Genomic DNA, 25,273 nt, shown 5'->3' with positions numbered 1-25,273 from the left:
TTTGATATATTCCAAGCCAAGTGGATCGAGGGTGCTTGGTCGGCGTTATAGCTTCAGTGGGTTTCATTGAGGCTTTTCGCTTTTTAGGACTAAGGAAAATGTTTCAGTCCTTTTTGATCAAAATTTTCCCCCAGTATTTTTCTTCCATCTTCACAATAAAATTTCTTTTTAAGAATCTCAAAGGCTCGATTTGGCTGGTTGCTATCTAAAATATATCTTCCGATAGGCCTTGCTACCAAATCAGCCACCTGTAGTCCTACAGAATTAATCTGTTTTGGCACAATTTTTACTTGAAAAGGCAAAGGCTTTTTGAATTTATTTTGTCCGTCACAAATACGTAAAAATTCCAGCTCTAACTCTCTATCCTCATTACGTCCACGGCTTTCCACGGCAACAAAAGTGATTTTATCTTCTTGATGCTTTTCACAAACAAATTCGTATAGGGTTTCTAAACAATGTTTGAGTGAAAAATGATAAGGGTGTGTTGTTTCATTTTGCGGCATTTTTCGCTTATCAATCGCACAAGCAGCAAGAATAAAATTAGTATTTTCAATAATAGATGAAATACGTTCCATAAAACCTTCACGCTGTTCACGAGAAGTGAAAATATTAAAATCGCCTTTTTCTTTACGGATTTCATGCTCGTGCAATATCACCATATCATGACCAAAATAATCAAATTTTAGCTTCTGTATCTGTGGAACAATATTATTCCTATAATGATTTTTATAAAAAATACAGAATGCAAGCACAAACACAGGGTAGTTTTTGTCGATTGACTGTAAACTATGGTCTCCACTTTCATCGACATACACCATAAAGTCGCTGTATTTACTTTCCATTGTCAATTACCTTATTTTAATTGCTCATAAACCACGACAAAATTTGGCATTACGCCTCGCCATAAATGGAAAGAATGTGCAGCTTGTGCGACCAACATTCCAAAGCCATCGCTAACGTTGATTAAACCTAAACTTTTGCATAATGCAATAAATGGCGTGTCTACGCCTTTCGCATATTGCATATCGTAAAAAGCTGAACCCAATTTTAAAATTTCAGGATCAACTGGAGCTGTTCCACCACTTAATCCAGCTGAAGTTGCATTAATCACTACATCATAGGTTTGTAGCGGAATAGAATCCATTGAGGCGGCTTGAATATTGCCGTAAGGCTGAAATCTTTCAGCTAATTCTTTGGCTTTCGAAAAAGTGCGGTTAGCAAGAACAATATTTTGTTGAGCTTGTAAAAGTGGCAATAATACGCCTTTTGTTGCTCCACCCGCCCCCAAAATTAATACGCGTTGATTTGGATGAAGCCAATTCAAACGTTGTAAATCCGTTACCAAACCAATCCCATCAGTGTTATCCGCATAAAGTTTTCCACCATCGAGTTTTTTGAGAGTATTACAGGCTTCCGCCAGTTTTGCTCGTTGGCTATATTCGTCTGCCAGCTGATAAGCTCGCTCTTTAAAGGGCGAAGTAATATTGCAACCTTTCGCGCCATCCTCAAAAAATGCTAAAAGCTGTTGTTCAAAAGCATCAAGATCACCTAATTTTACAATGTATTCCATAGTCTGATGGGTTTGCGCGGCTAACTTATTTTGAATCAATGGGGATTTACTTTGCGCAATTGGATTGCCCCACACAGCATAAAGATCCATAAATTATCCCTGTCTAAAAAGTTGATTTGTGCGCAAGTCTCGAATTTCGGATGGATTGCGTGCATCTCCGACAAGTTCATCCAATACAGGAAAATCATCACCGAATTGTAACCGTACTTCATCGGCGGTGCGGCAAGGTGGCTCACCAGTCAGATTTGCGCTAGTCGAAGTTAATGCAAACCCTGTGATTTCACACAAAGCTTTCACAGACGGGTGATCGCACAAACGTACCGCAATGCTATCAAATTTGCCTGTAAGAAAATGCGAAGTGGTCGATTTAGCGGGCACGATCCAAGTTGTTGGACGTTCATATTTACCTTGCAGGCGAGAAAGCTGTTCATCGTTAATCTGTTCAAAATCAACAAAAGGATGGAAAAAATCCAAGCTAGGCGCCACTAAAATCAGCCCTTTTTCCACTGGACGTTGCTTTAAATCAAGTAATTTTTTTACCGCACTTTCACTTTGCGGATTACAGCCCAAGCCAAACACAGCTTCAGTGGGATAAGCTACCACTTGATTTTGTCGAAGTGCGTTGGCGATTTGTTCTCTATTCATTTCACTCTTTTACTTTTATTGCTCAAAAATATGACGGCAAGTTTTATTTGCACACTGGAAAATTTGTTTTTCCCCATCTTCGCTTTTTAACAAAGAAAGAGGAAAATGGCACGTTGGGCAAGGCACAGTATAAGGCTTGGCAGGTAAAGAAAATTTACATTTAGGGAAATTATCACAGCCGTAAAAAATTTTTCCTTGGCGACCACGACGAGAAATCAAATGCCCCGTTTTACATTCAGGACAAGCAATTTTTTCCTCAGATTCAGATTCTTCCCGCACCACAAAATCGCATTCAGGATAATGGCTACAACCAATAAACATCCCAAAACTGCCTTGTTTCAACTGCAATAAATTACCGCACTTCGGGCAAATTTCATCAAGTGTTTTTAATACTTTATGCTCTGCCCTTTGCAAAGGACGCAAATAATCACATTCAGGATAAGCAGAACAACCTAAAAAGAGCCCTTTTTTGCCTTGTTTAATTTGCAAAGGCGCACCACATTGAGGGCAATATTCCTGTTGTTTGCTATGATGAAAAAGGCTTTGATTCATAATCTGTCCTTATGCCTGAAGCATTTCTTCCAATTCTTCCTGAGCAATCATCCATTCCATTTCTACATCATCCAATGCTTTCTTCACATCCACTTGTTGTGTCAAAAGTGCGGTCAATTTTTCTTTATTTTCGGCACTATATAATTCGGCATCTGCCAATTGATTTTCTATGTTCGCAAGCTCAGAAGAAAATTTATTCATTTTTTCTTCTAATTGCGTGATTTTTTTACGCAATGGCGCAGTTTGTTGGAGTAACTCTGCTTCACGACGTTTTTGTTCCTTACGATTTTGAACCGAATTTTCATTATCGCCAACTTTTTCTGAAACTTTATTTTCAGGCGTTCTGTTTTGTTCACTCAGCCATTTTTGATAATCCTCTAAATCGCCTTTGAATTCTTCCACTTTTTTATCGTGAACTAAATAAAATTCTTCCACAGTATTGCGTAATAAATGACGATCGTGAGACACCACCACCAAAGAACCTTCGTAATCCACCAGCGCTTCGGTTAATGCCTGCCGCATATCCAAATCCAAATGGTTAGTCGGTTCATCAAGTAGTAGCAAATTCGGGCGTTGCCAAACAATCAAAGCCAACACTAATCGGGCTTTTTCACCACCAGAAAAGGATTTCACTGCTTGATTTACTTTATCGCCATGGAACGCAAAACTTCCCAAATAATCTCTAACCTGTTGCTCCGTTTGCTCAGGAGCGAGTTTTTGCATATGCCAGAGAGCGGATTCGTCTGCGCGCAAAGTATCTAATTGATGCTGAGCAAAATAGCCAAGCTGCACACCTTTTGCCAACTGCACAGTACCTGAAAGTGCAGTCAGTTCTCCCGCTAAAAGTTTAATCAGCGTTGATTTTCCCGCGCCATTTTTACCGAGTAAACCAATCCGCGAACCGGGCACCAAATTCAGTTTAATTTTACTTAAAATTTCTACCGCACTTTCACCACTACCATAACCCGCACTCGCCTGCTCAATCATCACTAATGGATTCGGCAAGGATTGCGGTGGACGAAATTCAAAGGTAAAAGGATTATCCACATAAGCTGGGGCAATCAGCTCCATGCGCTCTAAGGCTTTCATACGGCTTTGCGCCTGTTTGGCTTTGGTGGCTTTGGCTTTAAAGCGATCAATATATTTTTGTAAATGGGAAATCTTTTGCTGTTGCTGACGATACATGGCTGTTTGTTGTGCCAGTTTAGTCGCTCGTTGCACTTCAAAAGAAGAATAATCGCCCGTATATTCGTTGAGCTTCTGATTTTCGATATGGAGGATTTTTGTCACAATCGGGTCGAGAAAATCACGGTCGTGAGAAATTAATACCAAGGTACCTTGATATTGCACTAACCAACGCTCCAACCAAATAACCGCATCCAAATCCAAATGGTTGGTCGGTTCATCCAGTAATAATAAATCCGATGGACAAAGCAGAGCTTGCGCCAAATTCAAACGCATCCGCCAACCACCCGAAAAGGCTTTCACTGACTGAGTTATTTCTTCTTGGCTAAATCCTAAACCATGCAATAAAGAAGCAGCACGAGATTGAATTGTCCACGCATCCAAGGTTTCTAATTGCCCATGAATGCGCGCAATGGCGTTACCGTCATTGCGTTCATTTGCCTGATTAAGCTCTCGTTGCAAACGGCAATATTCACGATCCCCTTGGATCACATAATCAATCGCAGAAATATCCAATGCGGGCGTTTCTTGATTCACCCAAGATACCCGCCAATTTGACGGATAATTTACCTCGCCGCCCTCTGGCATTAATTCTTTTTTTAATAAAGCAAAAAGCGAAGATTTTCCACAACCATTTTTCCCCACCAAACCGACTTTTTGTTTGGGATTAATCGTAGCAGAAGAATTTTCGAGAAGTTCCGTTTGCCCTTGTTTTAAGGATAAGTTACTAAATACAATCATGAATAAAATTCTTAATTCAATATATTTTTACAATTTAAATTAATATTCTCTTTCTACTGGTAAATTTGCTTTCTCCCAACCATCAAATCCACCAACAATACTAAACACATTTTCATAGCCTTGTTCCACTAGAAAGGTCGCCACATTTTTACTGCTCACGCCATGATAACAACTCACAATAATGGGTGAATCAAAATCTACTAATTCTTCGAATTGTAAAAAACTTTGGTTCGTTAAATGAAAAGCACCTTTAGGATGCGAGTGGGTAAAGCGGGCATCATCGCGAATATCGGCTAACACTGCCCCTTGCTGAACCATTTCCCACGCTTGTTGTGGCGTAATTTCTTTAAATGACATTTATAAACTTCCTTTTGCGTGCTGTTTGTACACACCATCAATCACAACAAGAATCATAGCGAGCACTAAACAAATAAAAAGCGGGTAACTTTCGGCGTCAATTTGTTCACCGATAAAAAACGATACGAAAATCATCATAATGGTTTCCACATAGCCAAGTAAGCCAAGCAAATTCATTGGTAACATGTTGCTGGCAATCACATAAGCTATCAATGCCGTGCCACTAATTAATCCAAGCAACACAAGCAGCCCCCAAATATTAGGATTACTTTGTTCAACCACTGCGAAATCTGTTTGCAACGCAAAATAAATGCTAATTGGAATTAGGCTCAATATCTCTAAACAAAAAGAGGCGAGATCACTATTTTTTAATGCTTTTCGAACGGAAAAATAGGTGGTATAACCGACACAAATCACAATAGCTTCCCAAGAAAGCCCACCTTTTAGCACGATATTAGAAATCACACCCAATGCGGCAATCACGACTGCAATAAATTTGAACGTTGAAATGCGTTCTTTAAAAATTAAGCGACCAGCTGCCACCATCACAATTGGCAAAAGCAAATAACCAAAAGACACGCTCAATGAACTGCCATTATTCGGCGCCCAAAGAAAAAGCCACATTTGAAAACCCATCAATAAGCCGCAAAAAAGATAGGGCAATGCCAAGTGCGGCTGTTTTTTGATAAGTTTTAAGCGATGAATCAATGCATTTTTCTGCTTAAACATAAACACGGAAAGGACAACAAAGGGAAACGTAAAAATCATCCGATAACCGAAAATATCCGTGCCACTCAAAGGTTTCAACAGCGTAGAAAAATAATACATATAGCCAAATAGAAATGAGGCAAGTAATGAAACGAGAATACCTTTAAACATAAGAAATCCTTATTCTAAACAGCCAATCATTCTATTCTAACATCGCCCAAAATGCACGGATTAAGGGCTGTTCGAGATTCCTTTTTTGGGTACAAATAACCAATTCAAAAGGCTCAACAGGCTTATCAAGATTAAGTCTGGAAATTTGATTATTCATTGGACTATTGTCAATGACTACATCAGGCAACATCGCTAATCCGAATCCCAATCCAACCATTGGAACAATCCCTTCATGCCCTGCAACGGTAGCATAAATTTTCGGATGTTTAATATGTTTCTCCCGTAGCCATTGTTCAATCCGTTGCCGAGCATGCCCTTCAACAGGGAAAATAAAAGGCATTTGCTGCCAATTAATGGGTTTTTCTTGCAGTAATTGTGTCGCCAAACAAGCCACACGCGGAGCAATTAAAGACAAACTGATATCATCAATTTTATGAAATGCCACACTCGATGGCAGATTATTCGGCTTACCCGCAATAGCGAGGTCAACTTGTTGGGTTTGAATTAACTCTAATGCAAGCGCTGGATCGCCCGTCGTCAGTTGAATTTCCACTTTAGGGTAACGCTGGCGAAATTCTTTAAGTACGTGCGGAAGGTGGCTATAAGATGCGGTTACAGAGCAAAAAAGTTTAATTTCACCGCAAAGCTCATCGGATTCATCCTTGAGCTGTTGTTTAAATTGTTGCCAGCTTTGCCATTCTGTTTTAGCAAATTGCAAAAATTTCTCGCCATATTCAGTAAGTTTGACTTGACGATTGTCACGGATAAAAAGCGTCTTCCCTAACTCGTCTTCCAACCGTTGAATTTGACGGGAAAGGGTGGAAGGGGACATGTGGTTTTGGGTGGCGGTTTTAGAGAAGTTTTGGGTTTCTGATAATTTGATGAATAAGTTGAGATCGTTGAAGTCCATAATGATATCTATTTTATTTAAGTCAGGGTTTCGCCTGACGGCGACTTACTTTCTTTTGCTTGTACAAAAGAAAGTAAGCAAAGAAAAATACACCCCAGTTAAATCGCTGATCTTTGCTTTGTTTCAATTTTCTTTACGGCAATTTTCTAAACTCGCTGCGCTCAAACAGACGAAAATTGCCTAAAAATTGAAAGTCACAAAGGCGATTTATATGGGGCTTAAGATTTATTAGCACATTATTTGAAAGTGAAGTTGATTATAAGATTGTTTTTATAATGAAAAATATTCAATTTTTAACTGCACTTTAAATCAAAGAAAGAATAAAATATTTTCCCTTCTTTGCCGCCTGAAAAATTGGAAATTTGTAGGAAATTTTCGTCTGTTTGAGCGCAGCGAGTTTAGAAAATTTCCGTTAAGCAAATTTTCAATTTTTCAGGAAATAAGGCAAAGCAGGGTGTGCTTTCTTTTTGCCTACTTTTACTTTGCACAAGCAAAGAAAAAGTAGGTCGCTCATCGAGCGAAATACGATGCCAATCCACAAAAAAACAACATAATTGCACAAATCGCAACATTACATTCCCATAATATCACTTTACGCAACAACAAAAAATCCTATAATCAAACCACAACAAAAAAATATGCAAACACAACATCATACAATTATTCACCTTACACAATTAAGGACAAAAAATGGCTAACTATTTCAACACATTAAATTTACGTCAAAAATTAGACCAATTAGGTCGTTGTCGTTTTATGGAACGCGAAGAATTTGCAGATGAAGCAAACTTCTTAAAAGGCAAAAAAATCGTTATCGTAGGCTGTGGTGCGCAAGGTTTAAACCAAGGTTTGAATATGCGTGATTCTGGATTAGATATTAGTTATGCCTTACGCCCTGAAGCGATTGCTGAAAAACGTGCATCGTTCCAACGTGCAACCGAAAATGGTTTTAAAGTGGGTACTTATGAAGAATTAATCCCAACTGCAGATTTAGTCGTAAACTTAACACCAGACAAACAACACTCTAAAGTAGTTGCTGATGTGATGCCTTTAATGAAAAAAGACTCTGCATTTGGTTATTCACACGGTTTTAATATTGTTGAAGTTGGCGAAGAAATCCGTAAAGACATTACGGTTGTGATGGTTGCGCCAAAATGTCCAGGTACTGAAGTACGTGAAGAATACAAACGTGGTTTCGGTGTGCCAACATTAATCGCAGTTCACCCTGAAAATGATCCGAAAGGTGAAGGCATGGCGATCGCAAAAGCATGGGCTGCTGCGACTGGCGGTCATAAAGCTGGTGTTTTAGAATCTTCATTCGTTGCAGAAGTAAAATCTGACTTAATGGGTGAGCAAACTATCCTTTGCGGTATGTTACAAGCAGGTTCTATCGTATGTTATGACAAATTAGTGGCAGACGGTAAAGATCCAGCATACGCAGGTAAATTAATCCAATACGGTTGGGAAACCATTACCGAAGCGTTAAAACAAGGTGGTATCACATTAATGATGGATCGCCTATCAAACAGCGCAAAATTACGTGCATTTGAACTAGCTGAACAAATCAAAGAAAGCCTTGGTTTCTTATATTACAAACACATGGATGACATCATTAGCGGTCACTTCTCTGCAACAATGATGGCTGACTGGGCAAATGGCGACAAAGACTTATTCGCATGGCGTGAAGCAACAGGTAAAACAGCCTTTGAAAATGCACCAAAATATGATGGCAAAATTAGTGAACAAGAATACTTTGATAACGGCGTATTAATGATCGCAATGGTAAAAGCTGGCGTGGAATTAGCTTTTGAAGCGATGGTTGCAAGCGGTATTTATGAAGAATCAGCTTACTACGAATCACTTCACGAATTACCATTAATTGCGAACACCATCGCACGTAAACGCTTATACGAAATGAACGTGGTAATTTCTGATACTGCAGAATATGGTAACTACTTATTCTCTAACGTAGCGACTCCAATTCTTGCAAAAGAAATTATCCCTAACCTTCAAAAAGGTGACTTGGGCGAACCTACTCCAGCAGCGGAAATCGATAACATCACCTTGCGCGATGTAAACGATGCGATTCGCAACCACCCTGTTGAATTAATCGGTCAAGAATTACGTGGTTATATGACTGATATGAAACGTATCGCAGTTGCGGGTTAATTATTAAACCAGTAAAATTTAAGCCAACTTATTCAATAAGTTGGCTTTTTTTATAATCCAAAGGAATTAATATGAAAAATAATAAAATTTTTAACCGCACTTTTAAAGTAAGTTTGGTGGCTATGGCGTTAGGATTAGTTAATTCGGCATGGGCAACAGATCTCACTTGTTCAAACGTAACAGGATGTCAGTATTCTTGGGATGAAGCGACTAAGATTTGGACTTTCAACCAAAACCAACAAACATCAATTAGTGACGCAATCAATGTAACAATTACTCCAGGAAACTACCAAAATATTGCTAAAACCGATATCGGAACTAGCACACATGGCGGACAACCACTAGCCTCTAGCAATTCATTATTTAGTATTTTTGACTTTACTAATAGAAATAATCGCATTACTCTTAAATCTGGTATAAATGCCACACTTAAAGAGGACTATCCTTCAAGTTCACTTTTAGATATATGGGGTGGGGAAGCCACTTTAGAAAAAGGCTCAAAACTCATTCTTGAGAAAAATTACGCACAAATTCACAATACAGCTGACGCTTATGGTAATTCAGATGGCAATGCTGCTATTAAATCTCATGGTGGCAAAATTGATACACAAGCTGACATTGAATTAAATAATGATGGTTCAATGGCTATCGACTCTCAAAGAGACTCAACAATCAACTCTTCCAATCATAGTATCAAAATGAATGGAAAGAGTGATATTGCCTACGTATTATATGGTGCAAAAGATATAGCAAATATCAGTAATGTACAAATTACTGGAAATCAAGATATGCAATTTGCTTTTGACATCGGTACAAATGATGAGAATGCGGCTCAGACGGTTATAGCTAATGGTTTAAATGTAACTCTTAACAATAAAAGTGGTTTATTCACCACATCAGATAGCGGATCGCAAACAATAACACTAAAAAATTCAGAAAGTAATACAGGTTATGGTTTACTCGCATTCCCATTGGGCGATGAGCAGTTAGTTAAAATTAATTTAGAAAATACAACATTAAATGCTACTCAAGCATTAATCTCGCTTAATGATAAAAACCTCCCTCTTGAAGCAGAAGATAATGATGCATCCAATTCTACACCAGCTGGAGTCTATCATCTAAACCTTACTGCAAGTAAAAACTCCAAACTAACTGGCGCAATTCTTGAAAATCCAGATTGGCCAGTTAAGAATGAAATCAATTTATCTATGTCTAATAGTCAATGGAGTTTCAATAAATCAAGCACATTGAATAACTTAGATGCTAACAGTTCTGAAATTACATTTACTCCAACTTCTGAATATAAAACATTAACAATTAAAGATAACCTCACTGGTTCTAGCACATTTAACCTCAATACCAATATTGCTGAAAATAAAAGCGATAAAATCGTTGTTAAAGGTACTGCCGAAGGTAATCATAAAATTGGTGTCACTAACCAAGGTGCAGATGTTGATAACAGAAAAGTGACACTTGTAGAAACCAACGGTGGTAACGCTGCATTTAGCTTAACTAACCCGAATAATCGTGTAGATTTAGGGGCTTATCAATACTTCCTAACAAAAGAGGGAAATAATTGGGTATTAGCGAACTCTAAAAATGTAGTTACACCAAGTAATTCTGTGGTAACTCCAAGCAACCCTGTGGTGACTCCAAGCACCCCTGTGGTGACTCCAAGCAACCCTGTGGTAACTCCAAGCAATCCTGTGGTGACGCCAAGTAATCCAGTGATGACTCCAAGCAACCCTGTAGTGACTCCAAGTAATCCTGTAGTGACTCCAAGTAATCCGGTAGTACCATCTGCAGCTCCAGTTCTACCAAGTACACCATTACTTTCAGACTTAGCAAATGCACAAGTTTCTCTTCGCCAAACACAATTGCTTTTAGTGGAAGATGATTTAAGTGGCATTCATCAACGTCTAGGTGAAGTGGAAAACGGTGAAAAAGGTAATGTATGGGTTCGTAATGTGAATTCTCGCCAAAAATTAGCCGCACTTTCTACTGGTGAGAGTGAAACCTCTGGCTTTAAACAAAACGTACATCACGTACAAGTGGGCGCTGATGCTGCTGTAACAGATAATCTTCGTGTCGGTGGATTTGTGGGCCGCAGCCAAGCTAACGTTGATTTTAATGGTCATTACGGTGATGGCAAAGTAAGAAGCAATAGCGTGGGTTTATATGCAGCTTACCTTGCAGATAACGGGATTTATGTAGATAACATCGTGAAATACAGCCGTTTACACGCTAACTCAGATTACACTGAAAAACGCCATTACAACGCTTATACTATTTCGAGTGAGTTAGGCAAACGCTTTAGCCTTGCGAATGATTGGACAATCACTCCGCAAGCACAATTAGCGTGGACACATATTTCATCACAAGAGAATGAAGATAGCTTATCTTCTGTTTATTCTCGAATTGGTTTACGTGTAGCCAAAGGCTTTGCATTAAGTAATGGTTGGAATTTACAACCTTATGCAGAAGTCAATGCGATTACCAGCAAAAACCGTAGCAGCAAAATTCATTACACAAACAGCGCGCTTGATGTCGCAAGCAGCCGTGGACGTTTTGAAAGTGCGGTCGGTTTAAATGCTGGATTTGCAAATCATCGTTTTGGTTTAGAAGTAAGCCGTGCAGATGGTAAAAACTTCGATAAACCTTATGCAATTCAAGCGAATTATCATTATAGCTGGTAGTATCTTGCTAAACATACCTCTTAAAAGTGCGGTGAAATTTCACCGCACTTTTGTTTTCCCAAACTAAATATTCAAAATCTTATAAATTTCAGAATCTTTACGATCTAGATAATGGATGGATTGGATTTTACGAATTGTGCGAGATTTTCCACGAATTAAAATTGTTTCAGAGCTGGCTAAATTGCCCTTTCTAGAGATACCTTTAAGCAAATCGCCATTGGTAATACCCGTTGCGGTAAACACTAGGTTATCGTCACGCACAAGATCTTCAAGTTTTAACACTTCATTGATTTTTACGCCTAATGCTTCACAACGCTGAATTTCATTGGCAGCAATTTTTTTATTTTCTTCCGTATCACCTTTTACTTCGTTACGAGGAAGTAAACGAGCTTGCATATCGCCACCTAATGCACGAATTGCAGCTGCAGCAGCCACACCTTCTGGTGCACCACCGATTCCGTAAAGAAGATCGACTTCGGCATCAGGCAAACAGCACAATACGGAACCTGCTACATCACCATCAGGAATTGCCATTACTCTCACGCCCAAGCTATGCATTTGTTTAATTACCGTATCATGGCGTGGTTTTGCCAATACCATTACGGTGAGATCAGAAAGGGATTTTCCTAGCTTAGATGCGACACGGCGAAGGTTTTGTTCTAGTGGCAAAGTTAAATCAATCATGCCTTTAACATCTGGGCCAACCACCAATTTTTCCATATACATATCTGGTGCTTTTAAAAAGGTATTTCTACCGCCAGCAGCCAGGACAGAAATAGCATTAGACTGACCCATTGCAGTCATACGCGTGCCATCAATAGGATCAACGGCGATAGAAACCAATTCTCCCATGCCAGAACCGACTTTTTCACCAATATAAAGCATTGGTGCTTCATCAATTTCCCCTTCACCAATCACGATTTCAGCATCCATATGAATTAAGTTCAGCATATAACGCATAGCTTTCACAGCTGCATCGTCAGCTGCATTTTTATCCCCTCGACCAAGCCACATATAAGCCGCTAACGCAGCTGCCTCAGTCACACGTGAAAATTCAATAGCCAATGCACGATTCATCATTATTCTCCTTCTGCTTACTTTTCTAGATCATGGCAAAATGGCCTTATTTTATCACTGCGTAATCGTTTGCATAATAATTTTTTCTCCAACGCTTTAAAAAGGCAAATTTACTGGGTAAAATACTCTCAAACTTACCCATATTCAAAAGGAAATCATTATGTCTTTAGAAATTTTAGACCAGCTTGAAGAAAAAATTAAACAAGCGGTAGAAACTATCCAATTACTTCAATTAGAAGTTGAAGAATTAAAAGAGAAAAACGCAGAATCTCACAGAAATATCGAAAGTTTACAAACTGAAAACGAACAACTGAAAAACGAACACCGCAACTGGCAAGAACATATTCGTTCATTGCTTGGCAAATTCGATAACGTTTAATCGTAATAAAAGGCTTAGAAAATCTAAGCCTTTTTATTTTCATCATTTCAAAAATATTCTTTTACTTTTCCCTACGTTAGGGAAGAAAAATAAATACAGGATAATCAAATGCACATTTGCATTCTTTCTGGCAGCACTTTAGGTGGCGCAGAATATGTTGCCGAACATTTAAACGATGTTTTAGAAACTCAAGGTTTTTCCACCGCTCTTTTTCACGGACCAAGTTTATCCGATATCGAAAATGAAAAAATTTGGCTTGTTGTGACTTCAACTCATGGTGCGGGTGAGTTGCCAGATAATTTAAAACCTCTATTTGATGAATTAGCTAACAGCCAAAACGATTTTTCAGATGTTCGTTTTGCTGTCGTTGGATTAGGTAATTCTGATTATGATACTTTTTGCTATGCTGCGGATAAAGTTGAGCAAGTGCTTCAAGGAAAAAGTGCGGTCAAAATTTGCGAAACTTTAAAAATTGACGTGTTAAACGTGGATGATCAAGAAGGCTATGCTGAAGCATGGTTACCTAGCTTTATTGAGGGATTAAAATGATTGCCTTAATCCAGCGTGTCACTCAGGCAAAAGTTGATGTAAACGGTGAAACAATAGGACAAATTGGCAAAGGTTTACTGATTTTGCTTGGTGTAGAAAAAGAAGATAACCAAGAGAAAGCGGATAAACTTGCTGAAAAAGTGCTTAATTATCGAATTTTCAGTGATGAAAATGACAAAATGAATTTAAATGTTCAACAAGCACAAGGTGAATTACTTATTGTTTCGCAATTTACATTAGCGGCGGATACACAAAAAGGTTTGCGGCCAAGTTTTTCAAAAGGTGCGCCACCAGCATTGGCTAATGAATTATATGAATACTTTATTCAAAAATGCGGTGAGAAATTACCTGTTTCAACAGGGCAATTTGCCGCGGATATGCAAGTGAGTTTAACAAACGATGGCCCAGTTACGTTTTGGTTAAACGTATAAATAAGCACGGTTGAGTTAGTAATAAGACGAGATTTTTGAATTTTAGAAAATTAAGCACGCTAAATAGCTTAACTAATGGAATATCTGCGTTAAACGTACATATTCCATTAGTCAACGTCAACTAACAACATAGCACCTAACAACAAGGTTGGTGAGCAAAAAGGCGAACTGAAGCCCTCCATTGCTCCCTCGTCCATAAATGGACGTTTCCTCTCACCAATGGCCACTTATAATAACAAGGGTAAATTATCACCGTTGCTATTTCACTGATTAGGGACAATCGGGAATGTCAGACAACAGCCCGCCAAACCCAATAGGCAAAGTGCACAGCGCAATGCCAAATGGCACAAACATCCATTCTTGCGCCTAAATCTTTTCATTTATAGTCTGTGTTATCAGCTACAAACTCACTGTACAAGAAATATGGTATGCCTTTTCCTTGGTTAAAACTGTGATCTAGATCACAAAAATAAAAATGCGGTGAAATTCTTTTAAAAATTTCACCGCACTTTTAAGAATAAACCATTATTGTCGGATTAAAAGGGCAACGGCTTCACAAGCAATTCCTTCTTGTCTTCCGGTAAAGCCTAGTTTTTCGGTAGTCGTTGCTTTCACATTGACTTGATCAATATCGCATTGTAGGTCTTCAGCTATTTTGGCACGCATAGCATCAATATGTGGGCGCATTTTAGGTGCTTGCGCAATGATAGTGACATCGACATTACCTATTTTATATCCCTTTTCTTGCACTTGACGAAATGCTTCACGCAATAGCCCACGACTATCCGCATTTTTATATTGCATATCGGTATCAGGGAAAAGCTTTCCAATATCACCTAGAGCGGCTGCTCCTAAAATTGCATCAGTTAAGGCATGTAATGCCACATCACCATCAGAGTGCGCAATAAACCCAGTATGATAAGGCACTTCTACGCCGCCAATAATTAATGGGCGATCTTCACCAAACGCATGAACATCAAAACCGTGTCCAATTCTGATCATAATTTATTCCTTGTTAAATAAAATTCTGCTAATGCTAAATCTTCTGGACGAGTCACTTTTAAATTATCGCTACGCCCGGCTACCAAGTGAGGTTGAAATCCTGCGAGTTCCATTGCCGATGCTTCATCCGTTATATTTGCACCTTGTTGAATCCCTGTGGAAAGCGCATTTCTTAATATATCTACTGGGAAAAACTGTGGTGTCATCGCTTGCCAAAGCTGACGACGATCTTCTGTTTTCACAATACATTGCTGATTATCCGCTCGTTTAATCGTATCCGTCGCTGGAATTGCCAAAATAGCACCATGTTCATCTTCAATGGCTAGCAATTTATCAATGTCGGCGTGTTGCAAACAAGGGCGAGCAGCATCATGAACAAGCACCCACGCATTTTTTTCCTCAATTGCGTTTAAACCATTTAATACGGATTCAGCTCGTGTGGCGCCACCTTCTACTAACTGAATTTTACTAGGGAGTGATAGCTTAGCAATATAAGGATCATCTTTGCTCACCGCCAAAATAATTTTAGAGACGGCAGGATGAGAAAGCATAACATCAAGTGTGTGTTCGAGCAGTGTTTTGCCAAGTAGAGTTAAATATTGTTTCGGTTTATCCGCTTGCATTCGAGAGCCCACGCCAGCTGCTGGCAATACCGCAATAATTGAACGAGCCATTATTTATTCTCTTTCACAATGTGATAAAACACTTCGTTTTCTTTCACCATGCCATGTTGCATTCGTGCACGTTCTTCAATGGCCTCAAAGCCTTTGGTTAGTCCTTGAATCTCCGCATTAATACGCTGATTGCGCTGAGACAGTTTTTCATTTTCCGCTTGGTTTTCTACAATCTTTGCGGCAGTGTCGCGGTAATCGAAGAAACCATTACGGCCAAACCATAAGTCATATTGAAACAAAGCTAATACGGCAAAAAGAATGAGAATAAAAAGTCGCATAAAAATGTTGGTGATGAATAAAATTGCGGTTAGTTTACCGTGAAAAGGGGGGAAAGGCGATAGGATAAAAAAGAAAGTGCGGTAAGTTTTACACCTAAATCTCGCGTTAAAAATGTGACATACATCACAAATTTAATAGAATTACTAAGAAAGCGCCCCAAAAATAAAAAAGGCTTGCTATACTCTCTCCGTTTTTACTAACCCTAAAGTTAAAAGGAATATAACATGAAAACAACGTTAAAAATGACCGCACTTGCAGCACTTTCTGCTCTTGTTTTATCTGGCTGTGGCGCACACAAAATGAAGTCAGAAGAACACGCAAATATGCAATTACAGCAACAAGCTGTTCTTGGCTTAAACTGGATGCAAGATTCCGGTGAATATAAAGCATTAGCTTATCAAGCCTACAATGCGGCAAAAGTAGCATTTGATCACGCAAAAGTGGCAAAAGGTAAGAAAAAAGCGGTTGTGGTTGATTTAGATGAAACCATGTTAGATAACAGCCCTTATGCTGGCTGGCAAGTTCAAAATAACAAACCATTCGATGGTAAAGATTGGACTCGTTGGGTAGACGCGCGTCAATCTCGTGCCATTCCGGGTGCGGTAGAATTTAACAATTACGTAAACAGCCACAAAGGTAAAATGTTCTACGTAACAAACCGCAAAGATAGCTCTGAAAAAGCAGGCACTATCGATGATATGAAACGCTTAGGTTTCAATGGCGTGGAAGAATCTGCATTTTATTTGAAAAAAGACAAATCAGCTAAAGCGGCTCGTTTTGCAGAAATTGAAAAACAAGGCTATGAAATCGTACTTTATGTAGGCGATAACTTAGATGACTTCGGTGATACCGTATATGGCAAATTAAACGCAGACCGTCGTGCATTCGTTGATCAAAACCAAGGCAAATTTGGTAAAACTTTCATTATGTTACCTAACGCAAACTACGGTGGCTGGGAAGGCGGCTTAGCTAACGGGTATTTCAAAAAAGATACACAAGGCAAAATCAAAGCTCGTTTAGATGCAGTACAAGCTTGGGATGGTAAATAATTTCCCATTAAAAAAATCGATTTAAATATCGATTCTAAAAAATTTAGTTGGGGGCTAAGCTCAGTTTTTACTGGCTTAGCCTTTTTCGTTTTTTAATTTACTAAAGTAATCATCATTACTACATGCTTAAGTTTTGTTATGATGTTGCAAATCTTTCAAAATAGAAATCTAATTCAATGAAGAAGAATTTTTCGGCAGGAAAATTGCCGTCTAAAGGAAAAAGTGCGGTTAATTTTCACCGCACTTTTAAGCCTAAATCAAAACCTAAAACGCTGTCGTTGGATGAAACCAAGGTTGTGTTATTCAATAAACCTTTTGATGTACTCACGCAATTTACCGACGAACAAGGGCGTGCTACTTTAAAAGATTTTATCTCAATCCCAAATGTTTATGCGGCAGGTCGATTAGATAGGGACAGTGAAGGATTACTGATTTTAACCAATAATGGCGAATTACAACATCGTTTGGCCGATCCCAAATTTAAAACAGAAAAAACCTATTGGGTGCAAGTGGAAGGCATCCCTGAAGAAACCGATTTAGCACAACTCAGAAAAGGCGTTGAACTCAAAGATGGCATGACTAAACCGGCTCAAGTGCGGTTAATTTCAGAGCCAAATTTATGGGAACGTAATCCACCTATCCGAGAGAGAAAAAATATTCCCACAAGCTGGTTAGAAATTAAGATTAGTGAAGGGCGCAACCGCCAAGTGCGAAGAATGACTGCACATATTGGTTTCCCCACTTTACGATTAGTGAGAGTGAGTATGGGCTCATTATCTATTAATGGATTAGAGAATGGCTCATTTAGATTATTATCATTGGATGAAATAAAAGCATTATTTCAGACCGTCAAATTATAAAAATAGGGCAAGAATTTCGCTTGCCCTAAATTTTTCTCCCATAAATATTGAGTAGAAAGATGATTAATAAAAAACTAAACTGCTTTCAAACTCTTTCAGAAGATTACTTTCAGCTCGCAATTCATTCCAAATTAATGGGTTGCGATCTAAGTATCCGCTTTCAAAATTCAATGTCCAATCATTCAAAGTGCGGTGCATTTCAAGGGTGAAATTTTTTGCTGTTTCTGTTGCTTGACGGGATTTATTGAGAATAACCGCAAGACGAAGCAATCGCATTAAAGCCATCACATCTTGCTCGCTATAACGTGCAAATTTAAAAAATTCAGCAGGTTTAAGCGTGCCAATATGCCAACGCACTAACGCGGTAAGCAAACGTTGCTGTTCACGATCAAACCCAGGTAATTCCATATTTTGTAAGATATACGCCGAATGTTTTTGTAAACCTTTGTGATTAATCACAATGCCTACTTCATGCAAGCGCGCTGCCCAAAGCAGGATTTCGCGCATTTCTTCAATAAATTCTGTCGATTGCCAATCTTGATATTGTGCACTGAGTAAATTAGCACTATCTGCAACGCGGTGAGCTTGAGCTTGGTCAATATTGAATTGTTCGCTTAATCCCCAAGCTGTGCGTGCTCGAATATCTGCAACTTGGAAGTTTTTCTCTAGGCTATAAATGACGCCTTCACGCAATGCGCCGTCAGAATAGCGCATTTGTTGAATATGAAAAACTTCAAACACCGCACTTAAAATCGCTAAACCGGGTACAAAAACATCTACGCGGTCTTGGTTTAAACCGTTAATATTTAGCTCGGTAAAATGCTTGGCTTGTAGAGTTTGCTCAATTAAAGCATTTAATCGCTCGGCAGTAATGGTTCCATTTGGATCAAGATTAGTCGTAATGACTTGTGCAACAGTTTTAATCGTGCCCGATGATCCAAGCACAGATTGCCAACCTAATTTGCGATATTCAAATCCTAAATCTTCGATTTTATTGACCGCATTTTGACGCGCCCGTTGAAAGTTTTCTGAGGAAATGACGCCATCGGTAAAAAATTGAGTCGCAAAACTCACGCACCCCATGTGGCGGCTTTCAGCCACAAGTGGCGTGAAATCATCGCCGATAATCATTTCTGTCGAACCACCACCAATATCTATAACAAGCTTTCTGCCTTTTTCTGGCTGAGTATGGCATACGCCAGCGTAGATGGTTTTAGCTTCCGTTTGCCCACTAATAATATTAATGGGATAGGGGAAAATCTTGGCTGCTTGACGTAAAAATTCGTCATTATTGATGGCTCTGCGTAATGTGTAAGTGCCAACTACATTGACGTTTTCCATAGGAAAACCTTGTAAACGTTCAGCAAATAAGGCTAAGCAATTCACGCCACGTGTGATGGCCTCTTGATTAAGCACCGCATTTTCATCTAAGCCTTCCGCGAGTTTCACTTTTTGTTTTAAGCGAGAAAGTACTTGGATTGAGCCGTTTACAATGCGTGCAACAATCATATGAAAGCTGTTTGAGCCAAGATCAATCGCGGCAATTTCACGTACATTGCCACGATGCTTGGGTTCTAAAATAGCGTTATTCATAACATTCCTAAAATTCAAATTTATAAAGCAAATCAAACACTTGGTTGGTGCTAGAAACGGATTGAAAATAAAGCTGTGGCATTAGGCGATAACGTAAGGTGACTTCTGCTAAGCCATCAAATAAACCTACGCCATATTTTATTTGTAAGCGATTGGTGAGATTTCCGCTGACGGTCACTTTGGATTTATCACCCACACCCGATGTGCCAAGGTTTAAATCTTGGATACCAAAAGCCTCTCCAATACTTCCCACTAATTTACCGCTCTTTGAAAGCCCTAGGCCAAGTAACGCCGCCCCCACGGAGCCACTAGATCCAGCCTCACCACTATTTTCTAATGAACGACCCGTTAACAAGTAAGAAAGTGCTTGATCTTGTGGTTTACTTGGTTCGCTAAAGATGGTGACATCAGGTCTATCAGCTGAACCTATTACTCTCACACCAGCAATAATTTTACTATCTTCCATTGCTTCTGGATTACGAATAGCCTCAATATTCAACGTAGGTTGTGTCGCTTGACCTGAAAAGCTAATAAGCCCTTTACGAATCAGTAAATCCTGTCCGAAAGAAGCATAGCGACCTTTAGTTAAATTAATCTGACCAAATAAACCTAAATTGCCTTTATCTTGTTTCACAGAAAGTAAACCATCAAGATTGGTTTTTAAGCCATAGGCATCAAGGCTGACGTCTTTACCAATATTGATGCGTAAATCAGAGCGAATATCCATGCCTGATTTTGTTTTTGCCGCAAATTCACGTTTAATCAGTTCTTCTTTGCTCTTATGAGGGCCATTTAAAATAACTTCATCTTCGCTCACTGGCTCAGCAGTGTCTGGTAAGCTATCAATTCTAATTCTCGCCCAAGGAATATCCACTGTTCCGCTTAAATTCAATTCTTTCGGATTCGCCTTTACCGTGATATTTGGACTGAAACGTAGTTTCGCCATAGAAGGAATATCCACGTTGAAATTATTTGCCTGAGCATTTAATTCTGTTGTCCAATGTTCGATATTCGCCCAGTTTGCTCGGCCAGTTAAATTCAAACGGCTATCGCTAGTTTCAATTTTGCCCTGTAAAGTGGAATTATTACCGTGGAAATGTACGGCAATATCGCCATCAGTAATATTGACTGGCATAGATTTTAAGTTGGTACGAATATTACGAATATTAAAGTTGCCATTTAATAATGGTTTCTCTAAATTCCCGCCGAAACTCAACTTCGAGACTACCTCACCATTTACTGATTCCCCGCTAGTAAGTAGCTGATTTGCGATCGACAAGCTTAATCGTTCTATCGCAAGGGTTCCGCCAAGTTGACGATTTTTAGCAAGGTCATTTAGATGAATATCACCTATAATCCTACCTTGGTTATGCACATTGATGTCTGTTTTTAAAACCAAATTGTTATTTTGAATATCGGCGTTAAGGATTAATTTTGGAATATCCAATTTAAACGTACGGTAATCCAATTTTTGAGAGAAAGCTAAGTGATTGCCATCTACTTTGGCAGTAAATTGGAATGGTTTATCCGTAAACCAAGCAACATTACCTTGCGCTTGTAAATTGCCTTTGAGGCTATCTTGTTCGATAAGTTTATTCACTAAATCCAAATTAACACGTTTAAATTGGAAAGGAATATTGCCTTGCTTGCCTGCACTGAACGCTTGTGGGAAACATAATTCTACATCTGGGTTTTGCCAGCAATGTGAAGCAATATTGGCTTGTGTTTGTTTATGATCGTAAGACACCGCAATAGCTTGGTTAGATTTTACATCGCCAATAGGTGTATCAAATTTTGCTTGGGAAAGTGTGCCTTTCCACTGCTCCAAAGTGCGGTCAAAATGACCGTTAATTTGTAAATTTGCAGCAATAGGTTCACCTTGAGATTTAAGCGTTAACAGATGATTTTGTTCATCACCAGATAAGGCGAGATCAAGTAAACGGAGTTTAACACTTTCACCATAATGAAGTTGCTCTGCCTTAATATTGAATTGTCCTTTAGCTAAAGGTTCGCTTTTGATATTCCCTTTCGCGCTCACTTTAGATAATTGCAAACCTTGCAAGTGTAAATTAGACGAGGTTAAGTCAAGATCAAGATTTGGGCTGGTGAACTGACCAGAAATAGCCACATGCCCTTTCACATTGCCGCTTAAATCAGACCATAAACCACGCAAATTCGGTGCATCAATATCTAATACAAAATCAGAATGTTCATCTAATACACCTTTTGCGTTAAGATGATTTTCACCATATCTGACCTGCAAATCAGGTACTGTTAGAAGTACATTTTGATTAAGTGTTGCGGAGCCTTTTAAACTGATGGGCTTTGAAGACAATGTCCCATTTAAATCAGTTACTGGCAGTTCCACTTGCCAGCCTTGAGAACCAGCAAAACCACGCGAATGTAATTTTCCAGATAGTGTTGCAGGCATGACTGGTACATAAAAACCGATATTCATTTTTTCTAAATCGGCTTGTACATCCCAGTTTGCACCCTCTTTCCAGCTTACAGCCCCCGCAAATTCACTTTTACCATCTAACGAAGCTATCCTCAATTTATTGACGGTTACTTCATAAAGTTTACCGTCGGCATTAAGGTCCACTTGAGATGCAGGAATATAATCCATTCCATCTACGCCCCCCTTAAGTTCAGCGTGATAATTCAGTAAATCCCCCGTGAGCTTAAGCGTCACATCATTAATTTTGAGTGGCCCCATTGTGTTTACAAAAGCGTATTGTCCTTTTGCCACATTTAATGTGAGGTTTAAGGGCATTTTGTCTTGCGCTAATTGCACTTCGCCATTCAGTTCAGCATCTAATACGCCTTTTGTTTTTAAAGAAAGTGCGGTGGATTTTTTTAATGATCCTGAAAGCACAAGATCGACATCGCTCTCTGGCAGAATTTCTTTTCCATCGGATTTCAACGGCTCCAAATGGGATTTTAAAGTTAAATCTAGTGGCATATCGCCATCAAGTTGTAATTTACCTTGTGAATAAAGATTACCCAACGAGCTTTCTACCGCTAATTTTTGTAATTGCAGTTGGTTATCGACGGTATCCGCCTGTGCAATGAGGCTTGGGATTTCAATAGATTGAAGTGTTTCACCTTTTTCATTCACCGCTTGATAATGCCAGTTTTGGCCTTTAATTGCGGGGATGTGTAAATCAAAAGGAAGAATTATTTCTGATACATTGCCTAAAAAAGCAGGCGTTAAAGATTGCTCAATCGCATCCCAATCTACAGGCTTATTCGGCTGTTCGGCCTGCGGATCATGTTTAACTTCGGGCAATTTTTTTGAAATAACTGAAATATCGTTAATTTCAGTCGGCGCGATAGTTAACCCTTTTTCATTATTTAAACTTACCGCACTTTTAAAATGACTGAGAGTAAGATGAGTCTGATCAATATTTACAGATAAATCTTGCACTACCAAATTTTCTGCATTAATACCAATTGGCAAGGAAATACGCTTCATCGGGCCAGACTTTGAATCATCAGGCGTTGATGGAGGCAGTAATGCGGTATTAATCGCAATCGTCGATTTATTTAAGGTGAAATCACGTAAACAAACCTCACGTGAAAGCAAACAACCGAAATCAAGCTGTAAACGTGCTTGCGCAATATGAGTATCAATCCCTGCGGTTTGATAACGAACATTATTGAGCACTAAGCCATTTTGTAGTCCGCCTTCAATTTGCTCAACGGAAAAACTATCAAGCATTTTATCGGCAAGTTGAATTAAACCCCTTTGCCCCGCATCGAAAGAAAGTGCCCCAGCTACACCTAAAATAGGCACCAAAATGACCGCACTTCCGATACAAACAGCCTTGCGCACCCAATGTTTTTTATTAGGCTGCTCAGGTGATTTTGGTGAAGTTTCTGATGGTTGTATTTGTTCTGTCATAAATTCACCTTAAATTTCAGTACCAAGTCCGATGTAAAATTGAATATTTTTGCTGTTATCTTTATCACGAATCGGGGTGGCTATATCAAATTTAATTGCGCCCACTGGTGATGCCCAACGGACACCAACGCCTGCGCCATAACGCAATTCTTTAGTCGTGTAATCATTAGCTGCTAATCCGCTATCTGCGAAGGTCGCCGCCCACCAATTCGGATAAACTTGATATTGATATTCTAAAGAACCCGCAAGTAATCGCGAACCACCAACCAATTTTCCGTTTTTATTTTTTGGCGCAATTTTTTTATAGCCGTAACCGCGTACACTACGATCGCCACCAGCAAAGAAACGAAGTGCGGGCGGAATTTTTTCAATATCCTTTGTATGTAAATACCCAACCTCTGCACGAGCAACGATACGGTGATTTTCCGCATAAGTACGAATCCATGCACTAGAGGCTTGCACTTTTACGAAAGACGCTTCCGATAACCAAACTTTGTTACCCACATCAAAAGTAATTTTTTGTACATCGCCCCAAGTTGCAAAAGAACCGCCACGTAATCGGGTGCGAGTAAATCCGACCGTTGGATAAAGGAGGAAAGTTTTATCGGTTATATCGGCTTGTGTAAAACTGTCGTATCGCGCACGAAGTCCGCCAAAATATTGCCAGCCATGTGCGTTGTTCCAATAACGTAACGCGGACAATGTAAGCGCTCTCGTATTGGTATCATTCTCTTTTTCACCTTCCCAACCGACAGAGTAATCATAGTAATAATTTAATGGATTTTTAAGTAGAGGCATTCGATAAGTTGCCTCTAAAGTTTGTTTTGGTGCAGAGAGATAAAGATTAGTGCGGAAACTATGTCCACGGCTATTAATCCAAGGCTTTGTCCAACCAATTTGGGTGTGCACGCCACCATCAGTTGCAAAGCCCACCCCTAGTTCCATCGCATTTTTTTTACGAGGATAAAGAATAATCTCCACATCTACAGTTTTGCTTTTATGATTAACGTTAGGTTGAACTAATACTGAACTAAACCAATTTGAAGACGAAAAATCACTGGTTAAATCCGATAAGTTATTCATTAAATACGGATCACCAGATTTGATATTAAGAATATTATTTAAGTAATCATCCCGAATTTGTGAATGGCTAAAAGTAATATTGCCATAATGATAACGAACACCGCTATCAAATAACATTCGCCACCATGCTTGATGGGTTTCAGGGCTGATTTCTAAACGTGAAATTTTAAATTCCCCATCAAAATATCCACGATTTAATGCTAAACGTGAGATCGCTGTTTTGTAATCATCATAAGTCTGGTGTTCAACCAAAACGCCTTCTTTCGGCAAGTTTTTACGTAACGCATCAAAATTTTCATCTTGTGCGGCTTCCCCTTCAATTTGCACATCAGTGCCCGCAATTTTTGTTGGCTCGCCCGGTGTAACATGAGCAATTAATAAATCGCGTTTGCCTTGACGCTGTTTTCGTTCAAAACGCACGGAAGATTCATAATAACCAAACACACGCAAACCACGATCCACAGCTTGAGTGACTAAATGTTGATAGCGTTCAGAGCCATCCATTTCTTCTTTATTAATCAGATGAACATTGAGATCCGTATTACGAACAGCACGAAAACCACGGATACCTTGAACTTCAATATCAACAGTTTGTTCCGCAAATACAGGAAAGCAACTTAATGCCAAAAAAAGTGCGGTGAGTTTTAGCGATTTTTTCTTCATTTTAAGGGGCTAAAATTTTTAAGTAA

Annotated in this window: 23 protein-coding genes; 8 read left to right on the top strand and 15 right to left on the bottom strand. The window is 39.1% G+C overall.

The features are described from left to right. Positions 1-89: 89 nt before the first annotated feature. From DV427_RS03900 to ilvY, 8 genes are read right to left on the bottom strand one after another with little or no spacing between them, the layout of a single operon-like run. Positions 90-842, bottom strand: a complete 753-nt coding sequence (locus tag DV427_RS03900) for a DUF3800 domain-containing protein (protein WP_114891374.1) — start codon at positions 840-842, stop codon at positions 90-92. 11 nt (positions 843-853) lie between these two features. Beyond that, positions 854-1,660, bottom strand: a complete 807-nt coding sequence (gene aroE, locus DV427_RS03895) for a shikimate dehydrogenase (protein WP_114891373.1) — start codon at positions 1,658-1,660, stop codon at positions 854-856. Positions 1,661-1,663: 3 nt separating this feature from the next. Beyond that, the gene (gene tsaC, locus DV427_RS03890) at positions 1,664-2,215 is read right to left on the bottom strand and encodes an L-threonylcarbamoyladenylate synthase type 1 TsaC (RefSeq protein WP_114891372.1); all 552 of its coding nucleotides are present in this window, start codon (positions 2,213-2,215) and stop codon (positions 1,664-1,666) included. Positions 2,216-2,230: 15 nt separating this feature from the next. Next, a complete protein-coding gene (locus DV427_RS03885; RefSeq protein ID WP_049364175.1) occupies positions 2,231-2,767 on the bottom strand; it encodes a DNA topoisomerase family protein in 537 nt (178 codons plus the stop codon). Positions 2,768-2,776: 9 nt separating this feature from the next. Beyond that, entirely contained in the window at positions 2,777-4,693 is a 1,917-nt protein-coding gene (locus DV427_RS03880; protein ID WP_114891371.1) for an ABC transporter ATP-binding protein, read from the bottom strand. 39 nt (positions 4,694-4,732) lie between these two features. Continuing rightward, positions 4,733-5,050, bottom strand: coding sequence for a thiosulfate sulfurtransferase GlpE (gene glpE / locus DV427_RS03875; protein WP_114891370.1), 318 nt, complete (start codon positions 5,048-5,050; stop codon positions 4,733-4,735). Beyond that, complete coding sequence (rarD, locus tag DV427_RS03870; protein WP_114891369.1) at positions 5,051-5,929, bottom strand: EamA family transporter RarD; 879 nt, start codon at positions 5,927-5,929, stop codon at positions 5,051-5,053. Positions 5,930-5,960: 31 nt separating this feature from the next. Further along, a complete protein-coding gene (gene ilvY / locus DV427_RS03865; protein WP_114891368.1) occupies positions 5,961-6,839 on the bottom strand; it encodes an HTH-type transcriptional activator IlvY in 879 nt (292 codons plus the stop codon). Between ilvY and DV427_RS03860 the strand changes: the two genes are divergently transcribed. From DV427_RS03860 to DV427_RS03850, 3 genes are all read left to right on the top strand, one after another. After that, positions 6,760-7,023 carry a hypothetical protein gene (locus tag DV427_RS03860; RefSeq protein WP_114891367.1) on the top strand — a complete coding sequence of 88 codons (264 nt, stop codon included), beginning with the start codon at positions 6,760-6,762 and terminating at the stop codon, positions 7,021-7,023. The two genes, ilvY and DV427_RS03860, sit on opposite strands and share 80 nt — an antisense overlap. A 506-nt stretch (positions 7,024-7,529) precedes the next feature. Further along, the gene (gene ilvC / locus DV427_RS03855) at positions 7,530-9,008 is read left to right on the top strand and encodes a ketol-acid reductoisomerase (RefSeq protein ID WP_114891366.1); all 1,479 of its coding nucleotides are present in this window, start codon (positions 7,530-7,532) and stop codon (positions 9,006-9,008) included. A gap of 71 nt (positions 9,009-9,079) precedes the next feature. Beyond that, complete coding sequence (locus tag DV427_RS03850) at positions 9,080-11,704, top strand: autotransporter outer membrane beta-barrel domain-containing protein (protein ID WP_114891365.1); 2,625 nt, start codon at positions 9,080-9,082, stop codon at positions 11,702-11,704. A gap of 63 nt (positions 11,705-11,767) precedes the next feature. On the opposite strand, the gene glpX is transcribed toward DV427_RS03850, so the two are convergent. Further along, entirely contained in the window at positions 11,768-12,781 is a 1,014-nt protein-coding gene (glpX, locus tag DV427_RS03845; protein WP_114891364.1) for a class II fructose-bisphosphatase, read from the bottom strand. A gap of 160 nt (positions 12,782-12,941) precedes the next feature. Here glpX and DV427_RS03840 point away from each other — a divergent pair, with 160 nt between their 5' ends. The 3 genes from DV427_RS03840 (at position 12,942) to dtd (ending at position 14,140) form a co-directional block, all read left to right on the top strand. Beyond that, on the top strand, positions 12,942-13,160 hold the full coding sequence (locus DV427_RS03840) for a cell division protein ZapB (RefSeq protein WP_005627167.1): 219 nt from the start codon (positions 12,942-12,944) through the stop codon (positions 13,158-13,160). A 108-nt stretch (positions 13,161-13,268) separates the two neighbouring features. Further along, positions 13,269-13,709 (top strand): FMN-binding protein MioC, encoded by a 441-nt coding sequence (gene mioC / locus DV427_RS03835; protein WP_114891363.1) that lies wholly within the window; start codon positions 13,269-13,271, stop codon positions 13,707-13,709. Beyond that, entirely contained in the window at positions 13,706-14,140 is a 435-nt protein-coding gene (dtd, locus tag DV427_RS03830) for a D-aminoacyl-tRNA deacylase (RefSeq protein WP_114891362.1), read from the top strand. The genes mioC and dtd overlap by 4 nt, the downstream gene beginning before the upstream one ends. Before the next feature lie 525 nt (positions 14,141-14,665). On the opposite strand, the gene ispF is transcribed toward dtd, so the two are convergent. Genes ispF through ftsB form a run of 3 tightly spaced genes read right to left on the bottom strand, consistent with a single transcriptional unit; the run spans position 14,666 to position 16,094 of the window. Beyond that, positions 14,666-15,142, bottom strand: coding sequence for a 2-C-methyl-D-erythritol 2,4-cyclodiphosphate synthase (gene ispF, locus DV427_RS03825; protein ID WP_114891361.1), 477 nt, complete (start codon positions 15,140-15,142; stop codon positions 14,666-14,668). Next, on the bottom strand, positions 15,139-15,816 hold the full coding sequence (ispD, locus tag DV427_RS03820) for a 2-C-methyl-D-erythritol 4-phosphate cytidylyltransferase (protein WP_114891360.1): 678 nt from the start codon (positions 15,814-15,816) through the stop codon (positions 15,139-15,141). The genes ispF and ispD overlap by 4 nt, the downstream gene beginning before the upstream one ends. Next, positions 15,816-16,094 carry a cell division protein FtsB gene (gene ftsB, locus DV427_RS03815; protein WP_114891359.1) on the bottom strand — a complete coding sequence of 93 codons (279 nt, stop codon included), beginning with the start codon at positions 16,092-16,094 and terminating at the stop codon, positions 15,816-15,818. Before ftsB ends, ispD begins: the two co-directional genes overlap by 1 nt. A gap of 225 nt (positions 16,095-16,319) precedes the next feature. Here ftsB and hel point away from each other — a divergent pair, with 225 nt between their 5' ends. Further along, entirely contained in the window at positions 16,320-17,144 is an 825-nt protein-coding gene (gene hel, locus DV427_RS03810; protein WP_114891358.1) for a lipoprotein e(P4), read from the top strand. A gap of 176 nt (positions 17,145-17,320) precedes the next feature. Beyond that, positions 17,321-18,004 (top strand): rRNA large subunit pseudouridine synthase E, encoded by a 684-nt coding sequence (locus DV427_RS03805; protein ID WP_046938936.1) that lies wholly within the window; start codon positions 17,321-17,323, stop codon positions 18,002-18,004. Between the two features lie 63 nt (positions 18,005-18,067). Here the strand turns inward: DV427_RS03805 and ppx are convergent, their stop codons facing one another. From ppx to tamA, 3 genes are read right to left on the bottom strand one after another with little or no spacing between them, the layout of a single operon-like run. After that, positions 18,068-19,597: an exopolyphosphatase gene (gene ppx, locus DV427_RS03800; protein ID WP_114891357.1), complete on the bottom strand. Its 1,530-nt coding sequence runs from the start codon at positions 19,595-19,597 to the stop codon at positions 18,068-18,070. Positions 19,598-19,604: 7 nt separating this feature from the next. Continuing rightward, a complete protein-coding gene (tamB, locus tag DV427_RS03795; protein WP_114891356.1) occupies positions 19,605-23,501 on the bottom strand; it encodes an autotransporter assembly complex protein TamB in 3,897 nt (1,298 codons plus the stop codon). A 9-nt stretch (positions 23,502-23,510) separates the two neighbouring features. Further along, positions 23,511-25,247 (bottom strand): autotransporter assembly complex protein TamA, encoded by a 1,737-nt coding sequence (gene tamA, locus DV427_RS03790; protein WP_114891355.1) that lies wholly within the window; start codon positions 25,245-25,247, stop codon positions 23,511-23,513. Positions 25,248-25,273: the final 26 nt, after the last annotated feature.

Origin of the sequence: Haemophilus haemolyticus (genome assembly GCF_003351405.1) — a bacterium.
Taxonomy (GTDB): Bacteria; Pseudomonadota; Gammaproteobacteria; order Enterobacterales; family Pasteurellaceae; genus Haemophilus; species Haemophilus haemolyticus_N.
Note: the sequence above shows the minus strand (reverse complement) of the source record. Positions and strands in the feature narration are given on the sequence as shown.